General features: G+C 65.2%; 16 protein-coding genes. 7 read left to right on the top strand and 9 right to left on the bottom strand.

From position 1 onward, the window contains the following. Window positions 1-68: 68 nt before the first annotated feature. The gene (locus L0D16_RS05750; protein ID WP_243030512.1) at window positions 69-512 is read left to right on the top strand and encodes a hypothetical protein; all 444 of its coding nucleotides are present in this window, start codon (window positions 69-71) and stop codon (window positions 510-512) included. A 54-nt stretch (window positions 513-566) separates the two neighbouring features. On the opposite strand, the gene L0D16_RS05745 is transcribed toward L0D16_RS05750, so the two are convergent. The 3 genes from L0D16_RS05745 to L0D16_RS05735 are packed head-to-tail and all read right to left on the bottom strand — an operon-like array spanning window position 567 to window position 3418. Continuing rightward, complete coding sequence (locus L0D16_RS05745) at window positions 567-1508, bottom strand: electron transfer flavoprotein subunit alpha/FixB family protein (protein WP_243030510.1); 942 nt, start codon at window positions 1506-1508, stop codon at window positions 567-569. An 11-nt stretch (window positions 1509-1519) separates the two neighbouring features. After that, window positions 1520-2263, bottom strand: coding sequence for an electron transfer flavoprotein subunit beta/FixA family protein (locus L0D16_RS05740; RefSeq protein ID WP_243030509.1), 744 nt, complete (start codon window positions 2261-2263; stop codon window positions 1520-1522). 9 nt (window positions 2264-2272) lie between these two features. Further along, complete coding sequence (locus tag L0D16_RS05735; protein WP_243030507.1) at window positions 2273-3418, bottom strand: acyl-CoA dehydrogenase family protein; 1146 nt, start codon at window positions 3416-3418, stop codon at window positions 2273-2275. 100 nt (window positions 3419-3518) lie between these two features. Between L0D16_RS05735 and L0D16_RS05730 the strand changes: the two genes are divergently transcribed. The 3 genes from L0D16_RS05730 to L0D16_RS05720 are packed head-to-tail and all read left to right on the top strand — an operon-like array spanning window position 3519 to window position 7936. Continuing rightward, the gene (locus L0D16_RS05730) at window positions 3519-6458 is read left to right on the top strand and encodes an ATP-binding protein (RefSeq protein ID WP_243030505.1); all 2940 of its coding nucleotides are present in this window, start codon (window positions 3519-3521) and stop codon (window positions 6456-6458) included. After that, on the top strand, window positions 6436-6816 hold the full coding sequence (locus L0D16_RS05725; protein WP_243030504.1) for a response regulator transcription factor: 381 nt from the start codon (window positions 6436-6438) through the stop codon (window positions 6814-6816). The genes L0D16_RS05730 and L0D16_RS05725 overlap by 23 nt, the downstream gene beginning before the upstream one ends. A gap of 43 nt (window positions 6817-6859) precedes the next feature. Next, window positions 6860-7936, top strand: a complete 1077-nt coding sequence (locus L0D16_RS05720) for a TRAP transporter substrate-binding protein (protein ID WP_243030502.1) — start codon at window positions 6860-6862, stop codon at window positions 7934-7936. Between the two features lie 50 nt (window positions 7937-7986). Here the strand turns inward: L0D16_RS05720 and fdhF are convergent, their stop codons facing one another. The 5 genes from fdhF to L0D16_RS05695 are packed head-to-tail and all read right to left on the bottom strand — an operon-like array spanning window position 7987 to window position 14044. Then, entirely contained in the window at window positions 7987-10026 is a 2040-nt protein-coding gene (fdhF, locus tag L0D16_RS05715; protein WP_243030500.1) for a formate dehydrogenase subunit alpha, read from the bottom strand. Between the two features lies 1 nt (window position 10027). Continuing rightward, complete coding sequence (locus L0D16_RS05710) at window positions 10028-10627, bottom strand: 2Fe-2S iron-sulfur cluster-binding protein (protein WP_243030499.1); 600 nt, start codon at window positions 10625-10627, stop codon at window positions 10028-10030. Continuing rightward, entirely contained in the window at window positions 10617-12089 is a 1473-nt protein-coding gene (locus L0D16_RS05705) for an NADH-ubiquinone oxidoreductase-F iron-sulfur binding region domain-containing protein (RefSeq protein WP_243030498.1), read from the bottom strand. The genes L0D16_RS05710 and L0D16_RS05705 overlap by 11 nt, the downstream gene beginning before the upstream one ends. A gap of 37 nt (window positions 12090-12126) precedes the next feature. Beyond that, a complete protein-coding gene (gene galK / locus L0D16_RS05700; RefSeq protein WP_243030497.1) occupies window positions 12127-13170 on the bottom strand; it encodes a galactokinase in 1044 nt (347 codons plus the stop codon). Window positions 13171-13177: 7 nt separating this feature from the next. After that, window positions 13178-14044 carry a metal ABC transporter substrate-binding protein gene (locus L0D16_RS05695; protein ID WP_243030496.1) on the bottom strand — a complete coding sequence of 289 codons (867 nt, stop codon included), beginning with the start codon at window positions 14042-14044 and terminating at the stop codon, window positions 13178-13180. Between the two features lie 89 nt (window positions 14045-14133). Between L0D16_RS05695 and L0D16_RS05690 the strand changes: the two genes are divergently transcribed. From L0D16_RS05690 to L0D16_RS05680, 3 genes are read left to right on the top strand one after another with little or no spacing between them, the layout of a single operon-like run. After that, a complete protein-coding gene (locus tag L0D16_RS05690) occupies window positions 14134-15456 on the top strand; it encodes an aminotransferase class III-fold pyridoxal phosphate-dependent enzyme (protein WP_243030494.1) in 1323 nt (440 codons plus the stop codon). A 9-nt stretch (window positions 15457-15465) separates the two neighbouring features. Further along, a complete protein-coding gene (locus L0D16_RS05685; RefSeq protein ID WP_243030492.1) occupies window positions 15466-17136 on the top strand; it encodes an ABC-ATPase domain-containing protein in 1671 nt (556 codons plus the stop codon). An 11-nt stretch (window positions 17137-17147) separates the two neighbouring features. Further along, a complete protein-coding gene (locus L0D16_RS05680) occupies window positions 17148-18860 on the top strand; it encodes an aldehyde ferredoxin oxidoreductase C-terminal domain-containing protein (RefSeq protein WP_243030490.1) in 1713 nt (570 codons plus the stop codon). Here the strand turns inward: L0D16_RS05680 and L0D16_RS05675 are convergent. Continuing rightward, the gene (locus tag L0D16_RS05675; protein WP_243030488.1) at window positions 18845-20380 is read right to left on the bottom strand and encodes an acyl-CoA dehydrogenase family protein; all 1536 of its coding nucleotides are present in this window, start codon (window positions 20378-20380) and stop codon (window positions 18845-18847) included. The two genes, L0D16_RS05680 and L0D16_RS05675, sit on opposite strands and share 16 nt — an antisense overlap. Window positions 20381-20477: the final 97 nt, after the last annotated feature.

Raw genomic sequence — 20477 nt, 5'->3', positions numbered from 1 at the left:
CCGCATGATATACTAAGAAGCCGGGTTTGCTCCTGCCATAACGGGCCCGGCGGAGGAGGTGACGAGGAATGAGGCGTTGGTTGAGCCTGGTCTTCCTGTTGGTGGCCGTCCTATTGGTAGCCTGGGCTGGTTACCAGGGCTACGCCCGCCTCCGGGCCCTTGAGGGCCAGGTGACCGCCCTGGCCAACCGGGTCCAAGTCCAGGAACAAGCCCTGAAAGCCTTGGGGGAGCGGGTGGGTAAGCTGGAGGAGGAGGTCTTCAAGGCTCCGGCCCCGCCTCTTTCCCTGCCCGAGGTGCCGGGTGCGCCCAGCGCCCCCGCTTGGCCCTACGCCCTTGGGGTGGTGGTGGTAGCGGTGCTCCTTTTCTTCTTGTTGCAGCTCCTCAGGGGTAACCGGGGGAAGAAGGAGGGTGAGGCTCGGGAGACCCCACCTCCCCAGGAGAACCTGGAGGCGGCGCGCATGGAGGAAGAAGGGGCGCCCCCTCGGGGTGACCAGGGGGAGGGATCCCGGTAAGGTTTTGCCAAAGGGAAAAGCGGGCGGGCATTTCCCGCCCGCTTGGCCTTTCCCTCAGTCCTTCAGCTTTTTCACCGCCTCAATCAGGGCCGGAAGCACCTGGTGCACATCCCCCACGATCCCGTAGTCCGCGTGCTTGAAGATGGGGGCCTCGGGGTCCTTGTTCACGGCCACAATGTACTTGCTCTTATTCATTCCCGCCAGGTGCTGCACCGCTCCGGAAACCCCGAGGGCAATGTAGAGGGTAGGTTGGACGGTTTTCCCCGTCTGGCCCACCTGCTCCCCATAGGGCCGCCAGCCGGCATCCACCACCGCCCGAGTAGCCCCCACGGCTCCGCCCAGGAGGGCCGCCAGCTCCTCCACCCGTTTAAAGGCCTCGGCGCTGCCCATGCCCCGGCCCCCCGTGACCACCACATCCGCTTCGGTAAGGGATACCCCCTTCTTCTCCTCCTGGACCCTCTCCAATACCTCCACCGTGGCCACCGGGGGTACCTGGAGGGCCACCACCTCTCCCCCTTGGCCCAAGGGTTCGGCCAAGGGGGTGGTGTTGGGCTTGACGGTGAGGGCCACTGGGGGCGGGCTTTTGACCTTCTGGGTCACCCGGTTCAAGTAGGCGTAGCGGATGGCGTAGACCTCACCTCCTTCCGCCCAGGACTCCAGGGTGTCCTCCAGAAGCCCGGCCTTCAAGGCGTAGGCCACCCGGCCCATGTAGGCGCGGCTTTGCCTGGAGGAAGGGGCCACGATGGCCTTCACCCCCCCCTTGGCCGCTTCCAGAACCCCTGCCGCCCATTTCTCGGCGGTGTAGGGGCCGAGCTCCGCCACGTATAGGGTTTCCACGTACCCTCTGGCCTCTTCTAAAGGGGCTCCTGCTTCCGCCAGGAGCACCCCCGCCACCTTCTCCCCCAAGGCTTGGGCCAGCTGACGGGCCCGGGTCAGGGCCTCGAGGCTCCCCTTGCGCAGCTTGGTGCCGTCGTGGTCCAGGACAACCAGAATCATGCCTGCCTCCTTTAGATAACCTTGGCCTCCTCATGCAGAAGCCGTACCAGTTCCTCCGCTGCCGCCACAGGGTCCTTGCCGTCAAGAATCCTCTGCAGCCGGGCCTTTTCCTGGATTATCTCCTCCAGGATCTCCACCCGGCTATTCCCCTGGAAGGCCACCTTTTGGATCTCCTTCTTCTTGGCCTTCATGATGCCGGGCAGGGTGGGGTAACGGGGTTCGTTCAGACCCTGCTGGGTGGTGAAAACGGCCGGCAGCTTGACCCGAACCCACTCGGCCCCTTCGTCCAGGTCGTGCTTGGCCCGGGCGGTTTCCCCTTCCAGCTCAATGGCGGTGGTCCAGGGGACCACCGGCACCCCCAGGGCCTCGGCCAAGGCAGCACCCAGGGCTTGGCTGTCCCAGTCCGCCTGTTGCCCCCCGGTCAGGACCAGGGTAGGGGATTCCTCCCGGATCAGAGGGGCTAAGGCCTCGGCCACGGTGACGGGATCGGCGTAGCCCTCATGGACCACGTGGATCCCCCGGTCCATGCCCATGGCCAAGGCGGTACGGAGGGCCTCCTCCGCACGCTCCGGGCCAAACCCCACCACGATGGCCTCGCCCCCGTGCTTCTCCTTTAGTCGGAGGGCTTCCTCCACCCCGTACTCGTCCATCTGGTCCAGGATGAGGGTGGCGGAGGAGAGATCCACCCGGTTTTCCTGGATCCTGAGCCGGCTTTCCCCGTCCGGTACCTGTCTGATGACCGCTATGAACTTCATCCTCGCCTCCTATTCCGCCAGGATGTGCCTGGCGATGATGAGCCTTTGGATCTCGTTGGTGCCCTCGTAGATTTGGTTGAGCTTCACGTCCCTCAGGAGTTTTTCCACGGGGAACTCCCGCACGTAGCCGTAACCCCCGTGGATCTGGATGGCCTGGTTGGCGGCCTCAAAAGCGATCTCCGAGGCGTAGGCCTTGGCGATGGCGCTGGCGTGAGCATGGGGAAGACCCCGGTCCACCAGCCAGGCGGCGTAGTAGGTGTACATGCGAGCGGTTTCAATACCGATCAGCATATCCGCCAGCTTGAACTGGATGGCCTGGAAGCTCGCGATGGGCTGGCCGAAGGCTTCCCGCTCTTTTGCGTACTTTTTGGCTTCGTCCAGCGCTCGCCTGGCCACGCCCACGCTGCCCGCGGCCACGGGGATGCGGGTCTTGTTGAGGGTATTCATGGCGATTTTGAACCCCTCGCCTTCCTCTCCCAGGCGATTCTGAACGGGCACTTTGACATCCTCAAACACCAACTCATAGGTTCCCGAGGCCCTTTGCCCCATCTTCCCGTGGATCTTCACGGCGCTAAACCCCGGGGTGCCCTTCTCCACCACCAGGGCCACCACCCCCTTGTGGCGAAGCTCCGGGTTAAGGGTAGCGAAGACCACCACCCATTCGGCCTCCCCACCGTTGCTGATCCACATCTTGGTGCCGTTTAACACGTAGTGATCCCCTTGGCGCACCGCCCGGGTCTTCAAGGCGGCGGCATCCGAGCCGTTGCCGGGTTCGCTGAGGGCAAAGGCGGCCAGGGCAGGTTTCTCAGTTAACGGCTTTAGGAAACGGCGCTTTTGCTCCTCGGTTCCCGCGAGGAGCACCGGGGTGATCCCCAGGTCGCTGGCCATGGGAATGGTGTAGATGCCCATGCAGGCGTAGGCCAGTTCCTCCCCCACGATGACCTCGTCCAGCATCTTGAGGCCCATCCCTCCGTATTCCTCGGGGATGATGGCGTTCAGGAGGCCCACCTCGTGGAGCTTCTCTATGACCGGCCAGGGCACCTCCTCCTTCTCGTCGTACTCCTGGGCCACGGGCAGGATCACCTCTTTGGCGAAGCGCCGGGCCAGGGCCTGAAGCTGCCGTTGTTCCTCGGTGAGGCTAAAGTCTATGGGCATGGCTTTCCTCCCCTAGGGGCCAGGGGCCCTACTCTTTGACCCAGTCTAAGATTGTCCCCCTCCCCTTGCAACCCCGCCACCATGCTACCATTGGAGCTAGATGCGATCCGTGGGTCAGTTGGAGATTCTTGGCCGTTTTCAACGGGCGCTATTAAAGGATTTGGAGCCTGTGCAGATATTGCGCAACCTCCTCGAGGTGGCCACCGACGAAGGGGTAGAGCGGGCGGCCCTTTTCCTCTACCACCGGGAAACCCGGGAGCTTATGGGGGAGGTGGCCTCGGGCCGGGGACGGCATTACACGGTTTCCTCCATCGCCCTTCCCCTACATGCCAAGGGGCCTGTACAGGAGGCCTTTTTTGCCGAAGGGCCGGTGAAGCGGGGCGAAGAGTGGCTTTTGCCCGTGGTAGGGGAGGAAACCTCCTACTGCTGGTCGGATCCCGAGGCTCGGTGTACGGAACGGCCCAGGGCGAGCCGGGAAACCCGGGTCCTGGTGTGCCCCAGTTGTGCCCGGTTTACCCCTAAGGGGGTACTCAGTCTGGAAGGGGTTCCCCAAGGCTTAAGACCCCTCCTTCCCCTCCTGGCCCAGCTCACCGCCTTGGCCCTCAAAAACGGTGAGCTCTTGGCGGAGCGCAACCGAGCCTTTGCCCAGCTATCCCGCCACGTGGAGGCGCTTTCCCACGTGACCACCCTGGCCCGGGAGGTGGGGCGGGTCCTGGAGCCCAGCGCGGTGCTGGAAACCCTGGCCCGTTCCCTCTCGGAGCGGTTTGGCTTTTTCCGGGTCACCGTGGCCTTGATCAAAGGGGAAGGGCCGGACCGCTTGGGCGGTTATTTGCAAGGGTATTTGACCCTTAAAGGGGAAGCCCTTTACTGGACGGAGGGCCGTAGCCGCATCCGCCTTCCCCTTGGGGCTTCCTCGGACCCTTTGGCACGGGCGGTGCGCGAGGGAAGGACCCTTTTGGTGGACAGGGACCAGCTTCCGCCCCATATGGCCCTCGAGGTGGGGGCTCGGGTGGCCTTTGTTCCCATCTTGGCCGAGGATGAGCCCTTGGGCGCGGTGGCGGTGGACCACGGGCCCGGGGGGCCTGCGGTGAGCGAGGAGGAGGTCCGGTATGTGGAGCTTCTTGCAGGGGTGGCAGGGGTAGCCCTTAGGAACTCCCAGCTCTACCGGGAGAAGACCCAGCTGTCCTTGGCTCTGGCGGCGGAGAGGAAACGGCTTTCGGAGATTTTGGAGGAGCTTCCCGACGGGGTGGTGGTGCTCTTTGGGGACCAGGGCTACGCCAACAGCCGGGCCCGGGAGGCCCTGGGTCTAGGCCGTGAGATCGCCCTAGAGGACCTTCCCGCAAGCCTGGAGCCGGCCTTGGAAGGGGGACGGGTGGAGGTGGGCCTGGGGGGGGCCACGTTCAGCGTGCGGGGGAAAAGGTTGGAGGGAATGCGCATCCTGGTCCTCCACGACATCACCGAGCGCACCCGCATGGAGCGGGCCCTCAGGGACCAGGTGGCCTTCACCCAGGCCCTGGTGGACATGGCCCAGGAGGCCCTGCGGGAGCGGGATCTCGCCGCCTTGGGTCGAGGGGTGGTGGAGCGCCTCAGGGGCCTTTTTGCCGCCGATGAGGGGCTCTTTTTCCTCGAGGTGGAGGGGGTACCCAAGGTGCTCTACGCCACCTGCGCCCTTCCCGGGGAGCTCCCCCAGCCGAACCTTCTGCGGAGGGCCCTGGATCACGTGGTGGTTGGGCAGGAAGGGGCGTCTCCTCCCGTCAGGGCAGAAACCCTCGGCCCTGAGGACTGTGCCTTGGCCGAGGCCCTGGGGCTCAAAAGCGCCTTGGTGGTGCCCTTTGGGGCAGGGGAGGCTCGGGGTGCGGTGTTGGTGGGGTACCGGAAGGAGCGGCGCTTTTCCGAAAGGCTTCTTGCCCGCCTGGCCCAGGTGGGGACCCTCCTGGCCCTGTCCGTGCAGAAGGCCCGCTTCTTAGAGCTTTTGGAGCTGGAGGAGGAGCGCCTCAAGGCCCTTTTGGAGCACTCCCAGGATGTTATCTATGTGCTGGACCGGGAGGGGATCATCCGCTTTGTGAGCGCCAGCGTGCGCCATGTGCTGGGCTACGATCCCGAGGGGTACAAAAGGGGCATGGTGCACGGCCTGGATTTCGTGTATCCCGAAGACCGGCCCCTGGCGGAGGGGCTTTTCCGCCAGCTTCTTTCCGCCCCCAACCAGGTGCGCACGGGGGAGTTCCGGGTCCTGCATGCCGACGGTACCCCAATCCCCATGGAGGCCTGGGGACGGAACCTCCTGGAGGATCCCCGGGTACGGGGCATTGTGGTGGACCTACACGACCTCAGGCCTAGGTTGGAAGCGGATCGCCTTAAGGGGGAGTTCATCGCCGCGGTGAGCCACGAGCTCAGGACCCCCTTGGCGGTGATCATGGGCTTGGCGGAGCTCTTAAGGGAGGAGGAGCTTTCCCCGGCGGCCAGGGAGTCCGTGGACCTAATCCTGGAAAGTTCCTTTCGCCTCAAGACCATGGTGGATAACCTTCTGGACACCAGCCGCCTCGAGGCGGGCCGCTTTGAGGTTTCCAAAAGGCCGGTCAACCTCAAGCCCTTGTTGCTGGATTTGGCGCGGAGTTTTCAGGGGGTGGCCCGGCTTTCTGGGGTGGCCTTTATGGTGGAACTCCAGGACCTGCCCCTTTTGGAGGCGGATCCCGACCGGATGGTCCAGGTGGTGGGGAACCTTCTCTCCAACGCCTTCAAGTTCACCCCCCCAGGAGGCCGGGTGCGTTTGGCGGCCAAGGAGATGGGGGGAGACCTGGTGGTGGAGGTGGAAGACACCGGCCCGGGTATTCCCAAGGAAGAAATTCCCAAGCTTTTCCAACGCTATGTCCGGGCCAAAAACGCCCAGACCCGGGGGGTCGCGGGGACTGGGCTCGGCCTTTTCATCTCCAAGCACATCGTGGAGGCCCACGGGGGGCGGATAGAGGTGGAGAGCGAGGAGGGCAAGGGAAGCCTCTTTCGGGTTATCCTACCCCTATATGGCCCGCATCCTGCTGGTTGAGGACGAGCCTTTGGTGGCCCACCTGGTGCGCCGCATCTTGGAGAGGGCGGGGTACCAGGTGGATTGGGCCTCCTCGGGCCAGGCGGCTTTGGAGAGAATAGGTCCGTCCTATGACCTTTTAGTCTGCGACTTGGTGATGCCGGGGGTTTCGGGCCTGGAGGTGATCCAAAAGGTACGGGAGCGGGGGCTTGCCACGCCTATTCTGGCCCTTTCCGCAAGTGTTTCTGAGACCAGCCGGCAAAGGGCCTTAGAAGCGGGGGCCCAAGCCTTCATGGGAAAACCCTTTGAATCCCAGGCCCTTCTGGCGCAGGTGGAGCGGCTTTTGGGAAGGGAGCCTGGAGGGGCAGGCGAGGGTTAGCCTGTACCTTCCTGTATACTTATACAGCGAAAAGGAGGGAGGCATGAAACGGAGGCAGTTCCTCAAGAAGGTGGGGGTGGGCCTGGCGGCTAGCCTCTCCTATAGGGCTTTTGCCCAGGCGGCGCCTCAGGTGCGCTGGCGCTTGGTTTCCAGCTACCCCAAGAGCCTGGACACCCTCTATGGGGGTGCTGAGGACCTGGCCAAGCGGGTGGCGGAGCTCACCGAGGGCCGCTTCCAGATCCGCGTCTACCAGGCGGGGGAGATCGTACCCGGAGGCCAGGTGCTGGATGCGGTGCAGCAGGGCACGGTGGAGGCCGGGCACACCTACGGCCCTTTCTATGTGGGCAAGAACCCCACCCTGGCCTTTGATGGCGGCGTACCCTTTGGCATGACCTACCGGCAGCACAACGCCTGGATGCGCTATGGCGGTGGCCTGGAGCTTCTCCGCTCCGTGTATGCGGATTTCGGGGTGGTCCAGTTCCCCGGGGGGAACACCGGGGCCCAGATGGGGGGATGGTTCCGCAAGGAGATCCGGACCTTGGCGGACCTCAAGGGCCTGCGCATGCGCATCCCGGGGCTGGGCGGTCTGGTGATGGGCCGCCTTGGGGTGGTTCCCCAGACCTTGGCCGCTGGGGATATCTACCCGGCCCTGGAACGGGGTACCATAGACGCCACCGAGTTTTCTGGGCCCTATGACGACGAGAAGCTGGGCTTTTACAAGGTGGCCCGCTACTACTACTATCCCTCCTTCTGGGAGCCCAGCGCCCAGCTTTCCTTCCTGGTTTCGCAAAAGGAGTGGCAGAAGCTTCCCAAGGAGTTCCAGGAGGCCTTCCAGGTAGCGGCGGCCGAGGTCAACCTCACCATGATGGCCAAGTACGATGCCCAAAACCCGCCGGCCCTATCCCGCCTCCTCAAGGCGGGGGTGCGTTTGCGCCGCTGGCCCCTGGAGATTATGAAGAAGGCCCTCCAGGAAACCCAAGCCCTCTACGAGGAGCAGGCGGCCAAGGACGCCACCTACCGCAAGGTGTACGCCGCCTACTGGGCCTTCAGGAATGAGCAGTACCGCTGGTTTGCCGTGGCGGAGCTGGGTTACGAGAGCTTCGCCTTCCCCACGGTGTAGGACCGCTCTAACCTGAGGGGCTGGGCTCTCCTGCGGCGGAGGAAGAGAAGCTAGTCCAGTTTCTCCACCCGCACCGCGCTCACCTTGTACTCGGGGATGCGGCTTATGGGGTCCAGGGCGTCTAAGGTGAGGCGGTTGGCGGGGGCCTCGGCGAAGTGGAAGGGCGCATAGACCACCCCTTCGGGGGTGCGCTCCGTAACCCAGGCCCGGGCCCGGATCCGGCCCCGGCGGCTCACCACCTGGATGATCTCCCCATCCTGGATGCCAAGCCTTTCCGCGTCCTTGGGGTTTACCTCCACCTTGAGCTCCGGGTAGGCCTCCTTAAGCTGGCTATTGCGGCTTAGGGTGCCCCCGTGCCAGTGATAAAGCACCCGGCCAGTGGAGAGGACAAGGGGGTACTCCGGTGAGGGGGTCTCCGCCGGGGGAGTGAAGTCCACGGGGATGAAGCGGGCCTTTCCCGAGGGGGTGTTGAAGCCCTCTTGAAAGAGCACGGCCTCCCCAGGGTGGTCCTCCTCGGGACAGGGCCAGCGGACCCCTTCCCTTTCTAGGCGGGGATAGGTGATCCCGCCTAGCATCTCAGGGATGGCTTGGCGCACCTCTTCCCAGATGGCCTCCGGGCCTAAATAGAGGGTCCAGGGCCGGCCCAGGGCCTGGGCCAGCCGCTTCCCCAGCTCCTGGATGATCCACCAGTCGGGCCTGGCCTCCCCGGGAGGTTCCAGGATTTGCCGCACCCGTTGCACCCGGCGGTCGGTGTTGGTAAAGGTCCCCTCCTTTTCCAGGAAGCTGGCTGCGGGTAGGACCACGTGGGCGAAGGGGGTGGTTTCGTTTTCCAGAATGTCCTGGACCACGAGAAAGGGTAGGGCTTCCAGCTTGGCCTTCAGGTGATCCTGGTAGGGCTCGCTGGTCACGGGGTCCTCGCCGATCAGGTAGATGGCCTCCACCTGGGGGATGGCTTGGAAGACCTCGGTCATGCGCAGACCGGGCTGGGGATTGAGCCCCACCCCCCAGAGGCCCTCAAAGCGCCTTCGGGCCCCTTGGTCTGCCACCCTCAAATACCCGGGGAACACGTCGGGCAGCCCCCCCATGTCCCCAGCCCCTTGCACGTTGTTCTGGCCCCTTAAGGGGTTCAGGCCGGCTCCCTCCTTGCCCACCTTGCCGGTGAGGAGGGCCAAGTTCACCAGGGCCTGGACGGTGGCCGTGCCCTTGGTGTGTTGGGTGAGGCCCATGGCCCAATAGGCCCCAGCCCTTTCCGTGGTGGCGTAGAGCCTGGCGGCGAGGGCGATGTTCTCCCTTTTCACCCCCGTGATGCGCTCGGCCTCCTCGAGGGTATAGCCCTCCACGGAGGCCCGCCACTCGGCAAACCCCTCCGTGCGCTCCTCCACGTAGCCTTGGTCCCAGAGCCCTTCCTCCAGGATGTACCGGGCCATGGCGTTGAAAAGGAAGAGATCCGTGCCCGGATGGGGCCTTAGCCAGAGGGTGGCGGCCTCGGCCATGCCCGTGTACCGGGGGTCCACCACGATGAGCCTGGCCCCTTGCCGGACCCTTTTTTTGATCATGGCCCCGATCACCGGGTGGGTTTCCGTGGTGTTGGAGCCCACCACCAAGAAGAGATCCGTTTTCCAGATGTCCTCTATGGGATTGGTCATGCTGGCCCCGCCCAGGGAGCGGGAAAGGGCGGCGGTGGAGGAGGAGTGGCAAAGACGGGAGCAGTGGTCCACGTGGTTGGTGCCCAGGAGAACCCGGGCCAGCTTCTGGGCCAGGTAGACCTCCTCGTTGGTGGTCTTGGCGGAGGGGAAAACCGCCAGGGCTTCCGGCCCCCGCCTCCTCAGCACCGCTAGGAGGCGGCTGGCGACAAAGTCCAAGGCCTCCTCCCAGCTCACTCGGCGGAAGGGCTCCCTACGGCTTTCCCGCACCAGGGGATAGAGAAGGCGCTTTTCCGAGAAGGGGAAGTCCAGGCCGAAGCGGCCCTTCACACAGAGGGCCCCGTGGTTGGGGGGGATGTCGGGAGCCAGCACCTGGACGATGCGGCCCTCCTTCACCGTGGGTTCCACCTGGCAACCCACGCCGCAATAGGGGCAGGTGGTGCGCATCTCACACCTCCAGGCCTAGGGGCCTTAGGGCCCCTGTGGGGCATACCTGAACACAGTTGCCGCAGAAGACGCACGGGGTCTCGGGAAGGGGCCGGTCCAGGGGGGTGGTAGGGTGGGCGAGGAGGCCCCGGTTCTCCAGGGTCAGGGCGTAGACCCCCATGATCCCATCCCCACAGGCGTCCACACAACGGCGGCAGTTCACGCACTTGGCGTAGTCTCTAAGGAAGAAGGGATTGTCCCGGATGGGCGCACTTCCCTTCCTTACGGTCAGGGCACCCCAGCGCCCGGGGTCGGCCCCATAGGACGCGAGGAGGTCTTGAAGCTCCGGGGCCAGGCTGAGGTCCGTGGTGAGGGCAAGCCATTCCAAAAGGGTCTTGCGAAGGGTGCGAAGCGCATCGGTATCCGTCCATACCTCCATGCCCTCTCGGGCAGGGGTGGCGCAGGCGGGAAGAAGGCGTCCGTCCACCTCCACCAGGCAAAGCCGGCATAGGCCCTGGGTTTCCGTGTGGGGATGGTGGCAGAGGGTGGGAACGTCTACCACATCCAAGAGGAGGCTTCCCTCCTGGGCCTCCACGGGTTGTCCGTTCACCTTAAGCCGCACCTTCCACCTCCAAAAGGCTTGCGTAGGCCCAGTAGGCGGATTGGCCCAGGCCGCAAAGGCTTCCCTTTAAGGTCTGGGCCAGGTCTTGCAGCAAAGCCTTGCTCCGTTCCCGCCGCCGCACCATCTCCACCTGTACCGCCGTGCCCAAGGGGCAAGGGAAGCACTTGCCGCAGGATTCCTCCCGGAAGAACTGGGCCAGGCCCAAAAGGACTTCCCATAGGTCCACTTCCTTCCCGAAGGCCACCATGGCCCCAGCCCCCAGAGGAAGCCTTTCCCGATAGCGTAGGGGAAAGGCCAGGTCTTTGGTGAAAACCCCGGCGGCCCCGCCCAGGAGTACCGCTTGGATTTCCCCTAACTCCGCCCCGGCCCGCCTTAGGGCTTCCCCTAAAGGCGTTCCCAGGGGAAGCTCATAGAGCCCGGGCCTGGCCACGTCCCCGCTAATGGAGAAGAGTTTGGGCTCCCTTTGTCGCCAGGCCCTGGGGCCTTCCTTCAGGATCACGGGAAGGCTGGCTAGGGTTTCCACGTTCTGCACCAGGGTGGGCCTTCCCCATAGGCCCTTCTCCACGGGGAAAGGGGGCTTTAGGCGGGGTTCGGCCCTTTTCCCCTCCATGGACTCCAGGAGGGCGGTTTCCTCGCCGCAGATGTAGAGGCCCCCGCTGCGGAAGACCTCGGTGGGCACGGGGAGGAGACCGGCTTCCTTCAGTTCGGCCACGGCCTTTTCCAGGCCCAGCATGGCGGCCTCAAACTCCTCCCGCACGTAGAGGAAGATCCGGCTGGCCCCTGTGGCCAGGGCGGCCAGAAGGGCCCCCTCCAGAACCAAGAAGGGATGGTGTTCCAAGAGGAAGCGGTCTTTAAAGTTGCCGGGCTCCGATTCGTCGGCGTTCACCACCAGGTACTTGGGGGCTTCACCCTGGGCCACGGCCCGCATCTTGATGTGGGTGGGAAAGGCGGCCCCTCCCCGGCCCAAAAGCCCTGCCTCCTCCACTGCCTGGATGAGGTCGTGGGGAGAAAGCCTACCCCCAAGCAGGCTCCGCAAGGCTTGTAGCCCCCCGATCCTCTCGTAGGCCGCCAGGTCCAGGATGGGTTCAGGGGGAAGGAGCCTTTCCCCATGGCCCAGGTGAAAGGGCAGGCGGAACTCCCGAAAGGGTACCCGATGGCCCTGGTATTCCACATACCGCTCCCTCCCCTCTATGCGCACATGGATGGGGGAGAGGGCCTCGAGGCCCAAGGGAGGGTGCGTTCCATCCGCCCCTTCCAGGAGGCGGGCAAACCCCCGGGCCCGGGCCACGGGGTCGTCCACCAGAAGCCTTCCTTGGGGAAGCCCCCGGTAGCGGGGGTAGTAGCGCACCACCCCCCAGGCCTGGGCCAAGGGCACGCCCGCCAGCCGGGCCGCTTCGGCAATCCCCTCCTCGGTGAGGGGCAAGCGGGCGTCCAGGAGGGGGAGGAGGCTCGGCTTGTCCATGGTTCTAGCTTATCCCTTGGGCGGGGGCGGGGCTGCTTTACAGGATCCTAAGCCTGGGAAAACGGGCCGTAAGGACCTCCTGAAGGGAGGCGAAGCGAGCTTCCGGTACTAGGGCCACCACCGCCCCGCCAAAACCCGCCCCCGTGAGCTTGGCCCCATAGGCCCCAGCCTCCAAGGCGGTCTCCACCAGGGTATCCAGCTCGGGAAGACTCACCTCATAGTTTTGCGCCAAGGAACGATGGCTTTGCACCATGAGCTCGCCAAAAGCCCTGGCGTCCCCCTTGCGCAAGGCCTTTACCCCTTGGAGCACCCGTAGGTTTTCGGCTACGATGTGCCGGGCCCTCTTGTCCAAAGGAGGGGGCAGGCTTTCCACCAGGCAAAGGTCGGCCACATCCCTAAGGCTTCTCACCCCCAGGCGCCGGGCGGCCTCTTCTGCCTCCTGTCGCCTTTGGTTGTAGCTGGCCTCCGCCAGGCGCCGCTTAAGCCCCAGATCCAAAACCACCACCCGCGCTCCCGGCGGCAGGGGCAGGTTTTCGTGGTCCAGGGTGCGGGTATCTAGGAAAAGAGCCTTGCCCACTTCCCCTAGGCTAGCCGCCATCTGGTCCATGATGCCGCAGCGCACCCCCACATACTCCACCTCGGCCCGCTGGCCCAAAACGGCGATCTCCTTGTCGGAAAGGGGCAGCCGGTAAAGGAGGCGCAGGGCCTTGAGGGCCGCCACCTCCAAGGCCGCCGAGCTGGAAAGCCCAGCCCCGATGGGCACCTGGCTGCGGATGTAGAACCGGGCCCCGGGCACCTGGTGCCCCGCCTTCCTCAAGGCCCAGACCACCCCGAGGAGGTAGTCCAGGAAGTCCCCCTGGGCCGGGCTTCCCAAGGGGCGGGTCCTCAGTTCCCTCAGGTCCTCGCTGTAGGCCTCCACCCGGCCCTCGGCCTTGGCCGCCTCCACCTGGGTGAAGTAGGGAAGGGGGGTGGGGAGGACGTAGCCTTCCTGGTAGTCGGTGTGCTCTCCCAAAAGGTTCACCCGGCCCGGGGCCTGGGCGCTGGCCTCGGGCAGGGTGCCGAAAACCTCCTTGAACCCCATGCCTCCATTATGGGCACAGGGCCTTCAGGTTGTGGTCTAGCAGGGCTAGGTAATGCGGCACCTTGCGGTCTAGGGTGTCGGTGTAGAGCACGGCGATCCGGGCGCCCAAGGCCTCGGCCAAGGCCTTAAGGGCCGTGCCCTGGAACTGGGGCTCGGCCAGGACCAGCTTTACCCCTTTTTGACGGGCCCGGTTGAGGAGCCTCAGGAAGCTTTGGCTTCCCACCTCCTGGGCCCCCGTGGCGGTGAGGCTTCCCACCACCTCGAGGCCGTAGCGGCGGGCGAAGTAGGCGAAGGCGTCGTGTTGGGTGACCACCTTGAGGCCTTTTAGGTTACAGGCCTTAAAGGCCTGATCCCGCCTCTCCACCTCCTGGCGGAAACGGGCCAGGTTGGCCTGGTAAACCCCTTTCCCCTTGGGGTCTAGCCGGGCCAGCTCCTGGGCCATACGCTCCGCATACCGCAGGGCATAGGTGGGGTCCAGCCACAAATGGGGGTTGCAAGGGCCATGGGCGTGCCCGTCCTCCTCGTGCTCCTCGGGTTCCTCTTCCGCACAGATGAGGCCCGGTTGCCCCTCCGCCAGCTTCACCAGCCGGGCCCCTTTTGGGAGGAGGTTCTGGAGCTTGGGGAGAAAGGCCTCGAGGCCAAGCCCATTGGCGAAGAGAAGCTGGCTTTTGGCCAAGGCCTTGGCGGTGCTGGGGGTGGGCTCAAAGGTGTGGGGGTCCATACCCGGGGGAACCACGCTCACCACGCTCACCCGGTTTCCCCCCACCTGCCGCACCAGGTCCGCCAGGATGGGGGTCGTGGCCGCAATGGAGAGCTGGGCTAGGGCGGGGTTCAGGGGAAGGCCCAGGAGGAGGAGAAGGGTTAGCGCTCGCATGTAAGTAATGATAATGCAATATCGCTATTTCCACAAGCCTCCTCAGGCTGGGGCGGGGCTTATGGAAAGTGGGGTATACTCGGGAAACCATGGACTTCAGGAGCCTGCACAAGAAGCACGTCCTTACCCCTTGGGTGGCCCAGGCCCCCCTGAACCCGCCGGTGGTGGTCCGGGGGGAGGGGGTTTGGCTTTACGACCAGGAGGGGCGGCGTTACCTGGACTTTTCCAGTGGCCTTGTGGCCCTGAACCTGGGCCATGGCCACCCTAGGCTGGTGCGGGCCATCGCCGAGCAGGCGGCCACCTTGGCCTACGCGGCCCCAAGCCTCTTCCACGACAAAAGGGCCCTTCTCGCGAAACTCCTTTCCGACCTTTCCCCCTGGCCGGAAGGGGCCCGGGTGTTCTTTGCCCCCTCGGGCACCGAGGCCAACGAGGATGCCTTGAAGTTCGTGCGCCACCTCACAGGCCGGTTCAAGGTGTTGGCCGCTTACCGCTCCTTCCACGGGGCCACCCATGCCTCGGCCAGCCTCACCGGGGAGAACCGCCGCTGGCCAACGGAGCCGGGTACCGCCCCTGGGGTGGTACATTTCTTCGCCCCGTATCCCTACCGGAGCCCCTTTTACACGGAGGACCCGCAGGTGGAGGCCGCCCGGGCCCTGGAGCACCTGGAGAGGGTCCTCCTCCACGAGGACCCCAAGCGGGTGGCGGCCATCTTCCTGGAGCCCGTGGTGGGCTCCAACGGGGTGATCGTGTACCCGGAAGGTTACCTGGATGGGGTGCGGGCCCTGTGTGACCGGCATGGCATCCTGTTGGTCTTTGACGAGGTGATGACCGGCTTTGGCCGCGTGGGGGCTGCGTTTGCCGCCCAGCGCTTGGGCGTGGTGCCGGACCTCATCACCTTCGCCAAGGGGGTGACCTCGGCCTACGTGCCTTTGGGAGGCGTGCTTTTGCGGGAGGGCCTGGCCCGCCACTTTGACGAGAACCCCGTGCCCACGGGGCACACCTACTCGGGCCATCCCCTGACGGTGGCGGTGGGGCTCGCCACCGTGGAGGCCTACCTGGAGGAGGGTATCTTCCAACGGGTGCTGGCCCTGGAGCCCTTTTTCCGGGAGGCCCTGGAGGCCTTGAAGGAGCGCCATCCCGTGGTGGGGGACGTGCGGGGCCTGGGGGCCTTCTACGCTTTGGAGCTGGTTAGGGACAGGGAAAGCAAGGAACCCCTTTCCCCTTGGCATGGCCCTCTTAGCCCCGCCATGCAGGCGCTGCTTAAGGCCCTTTTGGCCGAGGGGGTTTACGTGCTGGCCAAGCACAACATTCTCGTGGTGGCCCCGCCTTTGACCATCCAGGAGGAGGAGTTCCTGGAGGGAGTGGATCGGCTTTCCCGGGCTCTGAGGCGGGTGGAGGTGGAGGTCCTGTAGCCTAGAGGGGTGCGGCGCCTGGAGGAGCTTTTCCCCTTTCTGGCCTCCTTGGAGGGGAGGCCTTACCCTTTTTACAAGGATCTAAAGGGCATTTGGCAGGGGGACGGTTTTGACCTCCGCTTCGTCCACGTGCAGGGCGATCCCTTTGCCTCTCCCAGCGTGGTGGAGGTGCGCTATCCGGCCAAGGCCGCGGCGAGGCTTCGGGTCTTCGCCCACCCCGTGGGGCGGGTGGCGGTGGAGGACTTCCTGCTGCGGGCGCTCAAGGCCCGTTTCCGGAACCTACCCCACCTTGGGGGTAGCGGCCACTCGGGTAGGGTTTTTGTGGAGGTGGAAAGCCCCAAGGTCCTAAGGCGGGCCGGGGCCCATCTTGCGCCACAGGGCCTTTACCTCCGCTTCCGGGTGGGTCTGCCGGCCTCGGGCCGGAGGATTCTGGGCAAGGAGGCGGCCAGGCTTTTTCGGGCCCTGGCGGACCATCTTCGGGGGTTTCTGGAGGAGCTGGAGGTGGAGAAGCTCCTGGCCCATGTCCACCAGGCGGAGGATTTTGCCCACATCCAGGAGCGCCTGCCCCAAAGGGGGCTGGTGGCCTTTGTGGGGGAGGGGGCCATCCTGCCCCGGGAGAGCGGGGTGAGCCAAAGGCCCTTAAAGGGGGCGGTGCCCTTCCAAAGTCCGCCTTCCTTGCGGGTTTCCTTCCGGGTACCCCACAAGGGGGAGGTCTTGGGGATGGGCCTTCCCGAGGGCCTTACCCTCATCACCGGTGGAGGCTTCCACGGAAAGACCACCCTCCTCGAGGCCCTGGTCCACGGGGTCCATCCCCACATCCCTGGGGACGGGCGGGAGTGGGTGGTGACCCATGCCCGGGCGCAACGGGTCCAGTCCGAGGATGGCCGGAGCGTGGTGGGGGTGGACCTGAGGCCCTTTGTGCACGACCTGCCCCTGGGCCAGGACACCTCCTTCTTCACCACCGAGGATGCCTCGGGTTCCACCAGTCTGGCCGCCGCCATCCTGGAGGCCTTGGAACTGGGGGCCAAGGTGCTACTCCTGGACGAGGATACCTCCGCCACCAACCTCCTGGTGCGGGATGCCCGCATGCAAGCCCTGGTGCGGCGGGAAACCCTGACCCCGCTTTTGGATCGCATAGGGGATTTCAAGGCCCTGGGGGTGAGCCTGGTCCTGGTGGTGGGCGGGGTGGGGGATTACCTGGACCTGGCAGACACCGTTTTGCTCCTGGAGGAGTACCGCCCAAGGGAGGTTACCCAGGAGGCCAAAGCCATCGCCCAAGCCCATCCCACGGGCCGGGCCTTTGGCGAGCCGCGGTATCCCCTGGCCGTGGTTTCCCGGGCTCCCTTGCCCGAAAGCTTTGATCCCAGAAGAGGCCGGAAGGCCCGGGTGAAGGGCCGGGGTCTCAGGGAGTTGGTGTACGGGGAGGAGGTGGTGGACCTCTCGGCCCTGGACCTTTTTGAAAACGCCCAGGTGCGGGCCTTGGGGGCCTGGTTGCAGCGGTTATGGCGCCTGGCGGATGGCCGCACCCCCATGGCCAGGCTCGTGGAGAGGGCCTTGGCGGAGGGGGAGGATCTCTTTGGCCTCGAGGAGACCCCTGAGCTGGCTGAGGTGCGCCCCTTGGAACTGGGGGCGGCGGTAAACCGGCTTAGGAGTCTGGAGGTAAGGCGGGGGGAGGGGTAAGCTTTAGGGTGATGTGGCGGTCTTTGTGGGTGGATCTTTCCTCACGGCGGGTTCGTTGGCAGGAGGTTCCCCCCGAGGAGGTGGCCTTTGGGGGCCGTTTTCGCACGGGGAGGATCCTCATGGAGCGGGAGGCGTACCGCATGGACCCCCTTTCCCCGGAGAACCCCCTGGTCTTCGCCATCGGCCCCCTGGCCGGCACGGGGTTTTCCAACGCCAATCGCACCAGCGTGGGCACCCGTAGCCCCCTGACTCTGGGCATCAAGGAGGCCAACGGGGGCGGCACCTTCGGTTACGCCCTAGGGCAGATGAAGCTTGCCCATCTGGTCCTCGAGGGGACAAGCCCCGACTGGGTGGTCCTCCGCATCACCCGGGAGGGGCAGGTCTTTTTTGACCCGGCGGGGGAGCTCCTCGGCCTCGGGAACTTCCAGGCGGCCACAAGGCTCTTTGCCGCTTACGGCAGGAAGATCGCGTTTGCCCTTCTAGGGCCGGTGGGGGAGTATCTGGGCCTCCTTTCCGGCATCGCCTTTTCCGATACCGATGGGAGGCCCTCCCGCCTGGCGGCCCGGGGTGGCGTGGGGGCGGTAATGGGAGCCAAGCGGGTGAAAGCCCTCGTGGTGGAGGTGCCGGGGAAGGCGGAGGTCTGGGATAAGCCCAAGGTCACCGGGGCCATCCGCCGCTATGCGGAGCTCTTGCGCCAAGATCCCTTGGTGATGAAGTTCTACAACGCCATCGGCACCATGGGGATGGCCGACTTCCAGAATGCCTTCGGGGGACTTCCCGTGCGGAACTTTCGCCAGGGGCAGCTTGCCCCTCCGGAGGAGTTCCGCATGGGGGGCCAGTACATCGCCCCCCTCAACAAGGCCCGGGGTGGGAAGCCCACCCACGCCTGCATGCCCGGGTGCGTGATCCAGTGCTCCAACGTCATCGTGGACGAGAACAGGGAGGAGGTGGTTTCCCCTTTGGAGTACGAAACCATCGGCCTTATGGGAACCAACTGCGGCCTCACCGACCCGGACCAGCTGGCCCGCCTGAACCGCTTGGCCAACGACCTGGGGGTGGACACCATAGAAACCGGGGCCACCTTGGCCCTCTTCATGGAAAAGGGGGAGGCGGATTGGGGGGATTATGCCTTCATGGAGGCCAAGCTCAAGGCCCTCTATACCCCGAGCGAGGCCGCCCGCTTCCTGGCCCAAGGCACCGCCCGGGTAGGGGAGGCCTTGGGGCTTGGGCGGGTTCCCGTTATCAAGCGCCAGGCCATCAGCGCCTACGACCCCAGGGTGGTGGAGGCCACGGGCATCACCATGATGGTGACCGCCCAGGGGGCGGACCACACCGCGGGCAATGCCCCGCGCCTGGAAACCCGGGCCATGCCGGTGGCGGAGATCCTGGAGGCCAGCTACCAGGCCCAGGTGAATGCTGCCGCCAACGATGCCTTGGGCCTTTGTGTCTTCGGGGGGAGCGTCACCAACAGGCAGGTGGAGTTGGTGGTGGAAAGCCTCAACGCCGCCTTGGGCACAAGCCTCACCCCCGGCTTTTGGCGTGAGCTTGGGGAGGGGGTTTTGCGCCTGGAGCACCGCTTCAACCACCTGGCGGGCTTCACCCACGAAGAGGACCGCCTTCCCGCCTTTTTCTACCAGGAACCCTTGCCCCCCAAGGGCTACACCGCCCGCTTCCGCCCCGAGGACCTGGGGCCCCTATACGAGAGGCTTCACCAGGGGTCGTAAAGCCTGGGCCTTTGGGCGCTAAGGGGTAGGGGTTCCCCTTCCAGGTAGCGCCGGGCGTAAAGGTGGGAAAGCTCAGGGAAGGGCTCGTGGGCTACCTTTGCCAAGGCGTAGACAGCTACGGCGTCGGCCAGCCCTCTTAGGGCCTCCTTGGCGTGCCAGGGGCCTTCCTCCTTTAGCCTCGCCAGCGCCCTTTCCGCATACCTTTGGGCCTGGGGATGATCCTGGAGCATTTCCAAAAGAGGTTCATGGGCCCGCTTTTTGGCCATGGCTTCCAGCATGTCCAAGGCCTGGACGTTGGCGGGTCCTTCCCAGATGGGGGTGATGAGGGCCTCCCGGTGCCAGCGGGCTACCCCATACTCCTCCAGGAAGCCCAGGCTGCCAAAGAGCTCCATGGCGAGGGCGGTGATGGCGCTGGCGTGTTCGGCGGTGCGCCCCTTGGCCAGGTGGGAGAGGAGGCGGGCCAGGTGGTAGCGGGGGCTATAGGGAGGCCTCTCCTCCCAGGCCCGGTCAAAGGCCTGGATGGCCAGGAAGGCCAAGGCGGTGCCCCCCACCTGCCTAAGGCGCATCTCCAGAAGGTCGTGTTGGATGAGCTCGTGGTCCAAAAGCCTTTTTCCAAAGGCGGTGCGCCTTCTCACCCGGAAGAGGGCCTCGAGGTGGGCCTTCTTGGCGATCCCCATGGCGGCGGCGGCGTTGGCCAGGCGGGCCACGGTGAGGGTTTCCAGGGTGTAGTAGATGCCCTCTTCCAGCCTCCCGATGGGGTAGGCCAGGCTTCCCTCCAGCTCCACCTCCCCCGAGGGTACGGCCCGGGTGGCCAGCTTCTCCTTAAAGCGGCGCACGGTGAAGTTGAGACGCCCCTCCACCTCACGGGGCAGGAGGAAAAGGCCAAGCCCCTTGGGGCCTTGGGGAGCCCCTTCCGGCCTGGCGGTCACCAAGGCGTAGTCGGCCAGGCCGGCCCCGGAGGCGAAGTACTTGTCCCCTTGGTAAAGGCGGAAGGCTTCCCCCTCCCGTTTGGCCAGGGTGCGGTTGGCTCCCAGGTCGCTTCCCCCTTGGATCTCCGTCATCCAGGTGGCGCCGAAGGCCGGGCCGTAAAGGAGTTCCCGCTTCACCGCCTCCCATTCTGGGGCGTACTTGTGCAGCGCATAGGCCACCTGATGGGTAATGGTGAGGATGCAGTAGAGCCCCCCATCCGCCAAGAGGTAGCCGAAGGCGTAGTGCAGGGGCCAGCCTTGGCCCTCGTAGGCGGGGCGGATCATGGGGCGGAGCTTGTCCAAAAGGGCCTTCTGCGCCGGGGAGAGGAGGGCCCGGTCCCTGCGGTTTCCATCCAGGTCGTGCATCTTTAGGCGGGGCGGGGCGTCTTGATCGATGTGGTGGGCCACCTCCAGGACCTCCTCTCCCACCAGCTTGCCGAAGGTGGACAGGGCTTCTTGGGGTAGGCCGGGAGCGAAAGTGTCCAGTACTACTTTTAGGTCTGGGTCAAGGTTATAGTGATCCTGTCCTTGGCTGTAAAAAAGCAGGCTCATGGTGTCCTCCGAGGCCCAGGCTAATCCCGGGGGTGCGGGGGCGTCAAGGTGGGATAGCTTGCAATCAAATAGTTTGAACTGAAATAATATCTTGGCC

This window comes from Thermus altitudinis (assembly GCF_022760835.1).
GTDB classification, from domain to species: Bacteria; Deinococcota; Deinococci; order Deinococcales; family Thermaceae; genus Thermus; species Thermus altitudinis.
The sequence above is the reverse complement of the archived record's forward strand: the minus strand, read 5'-3'. Positions and strand labels throughout refer to the sequence as shown.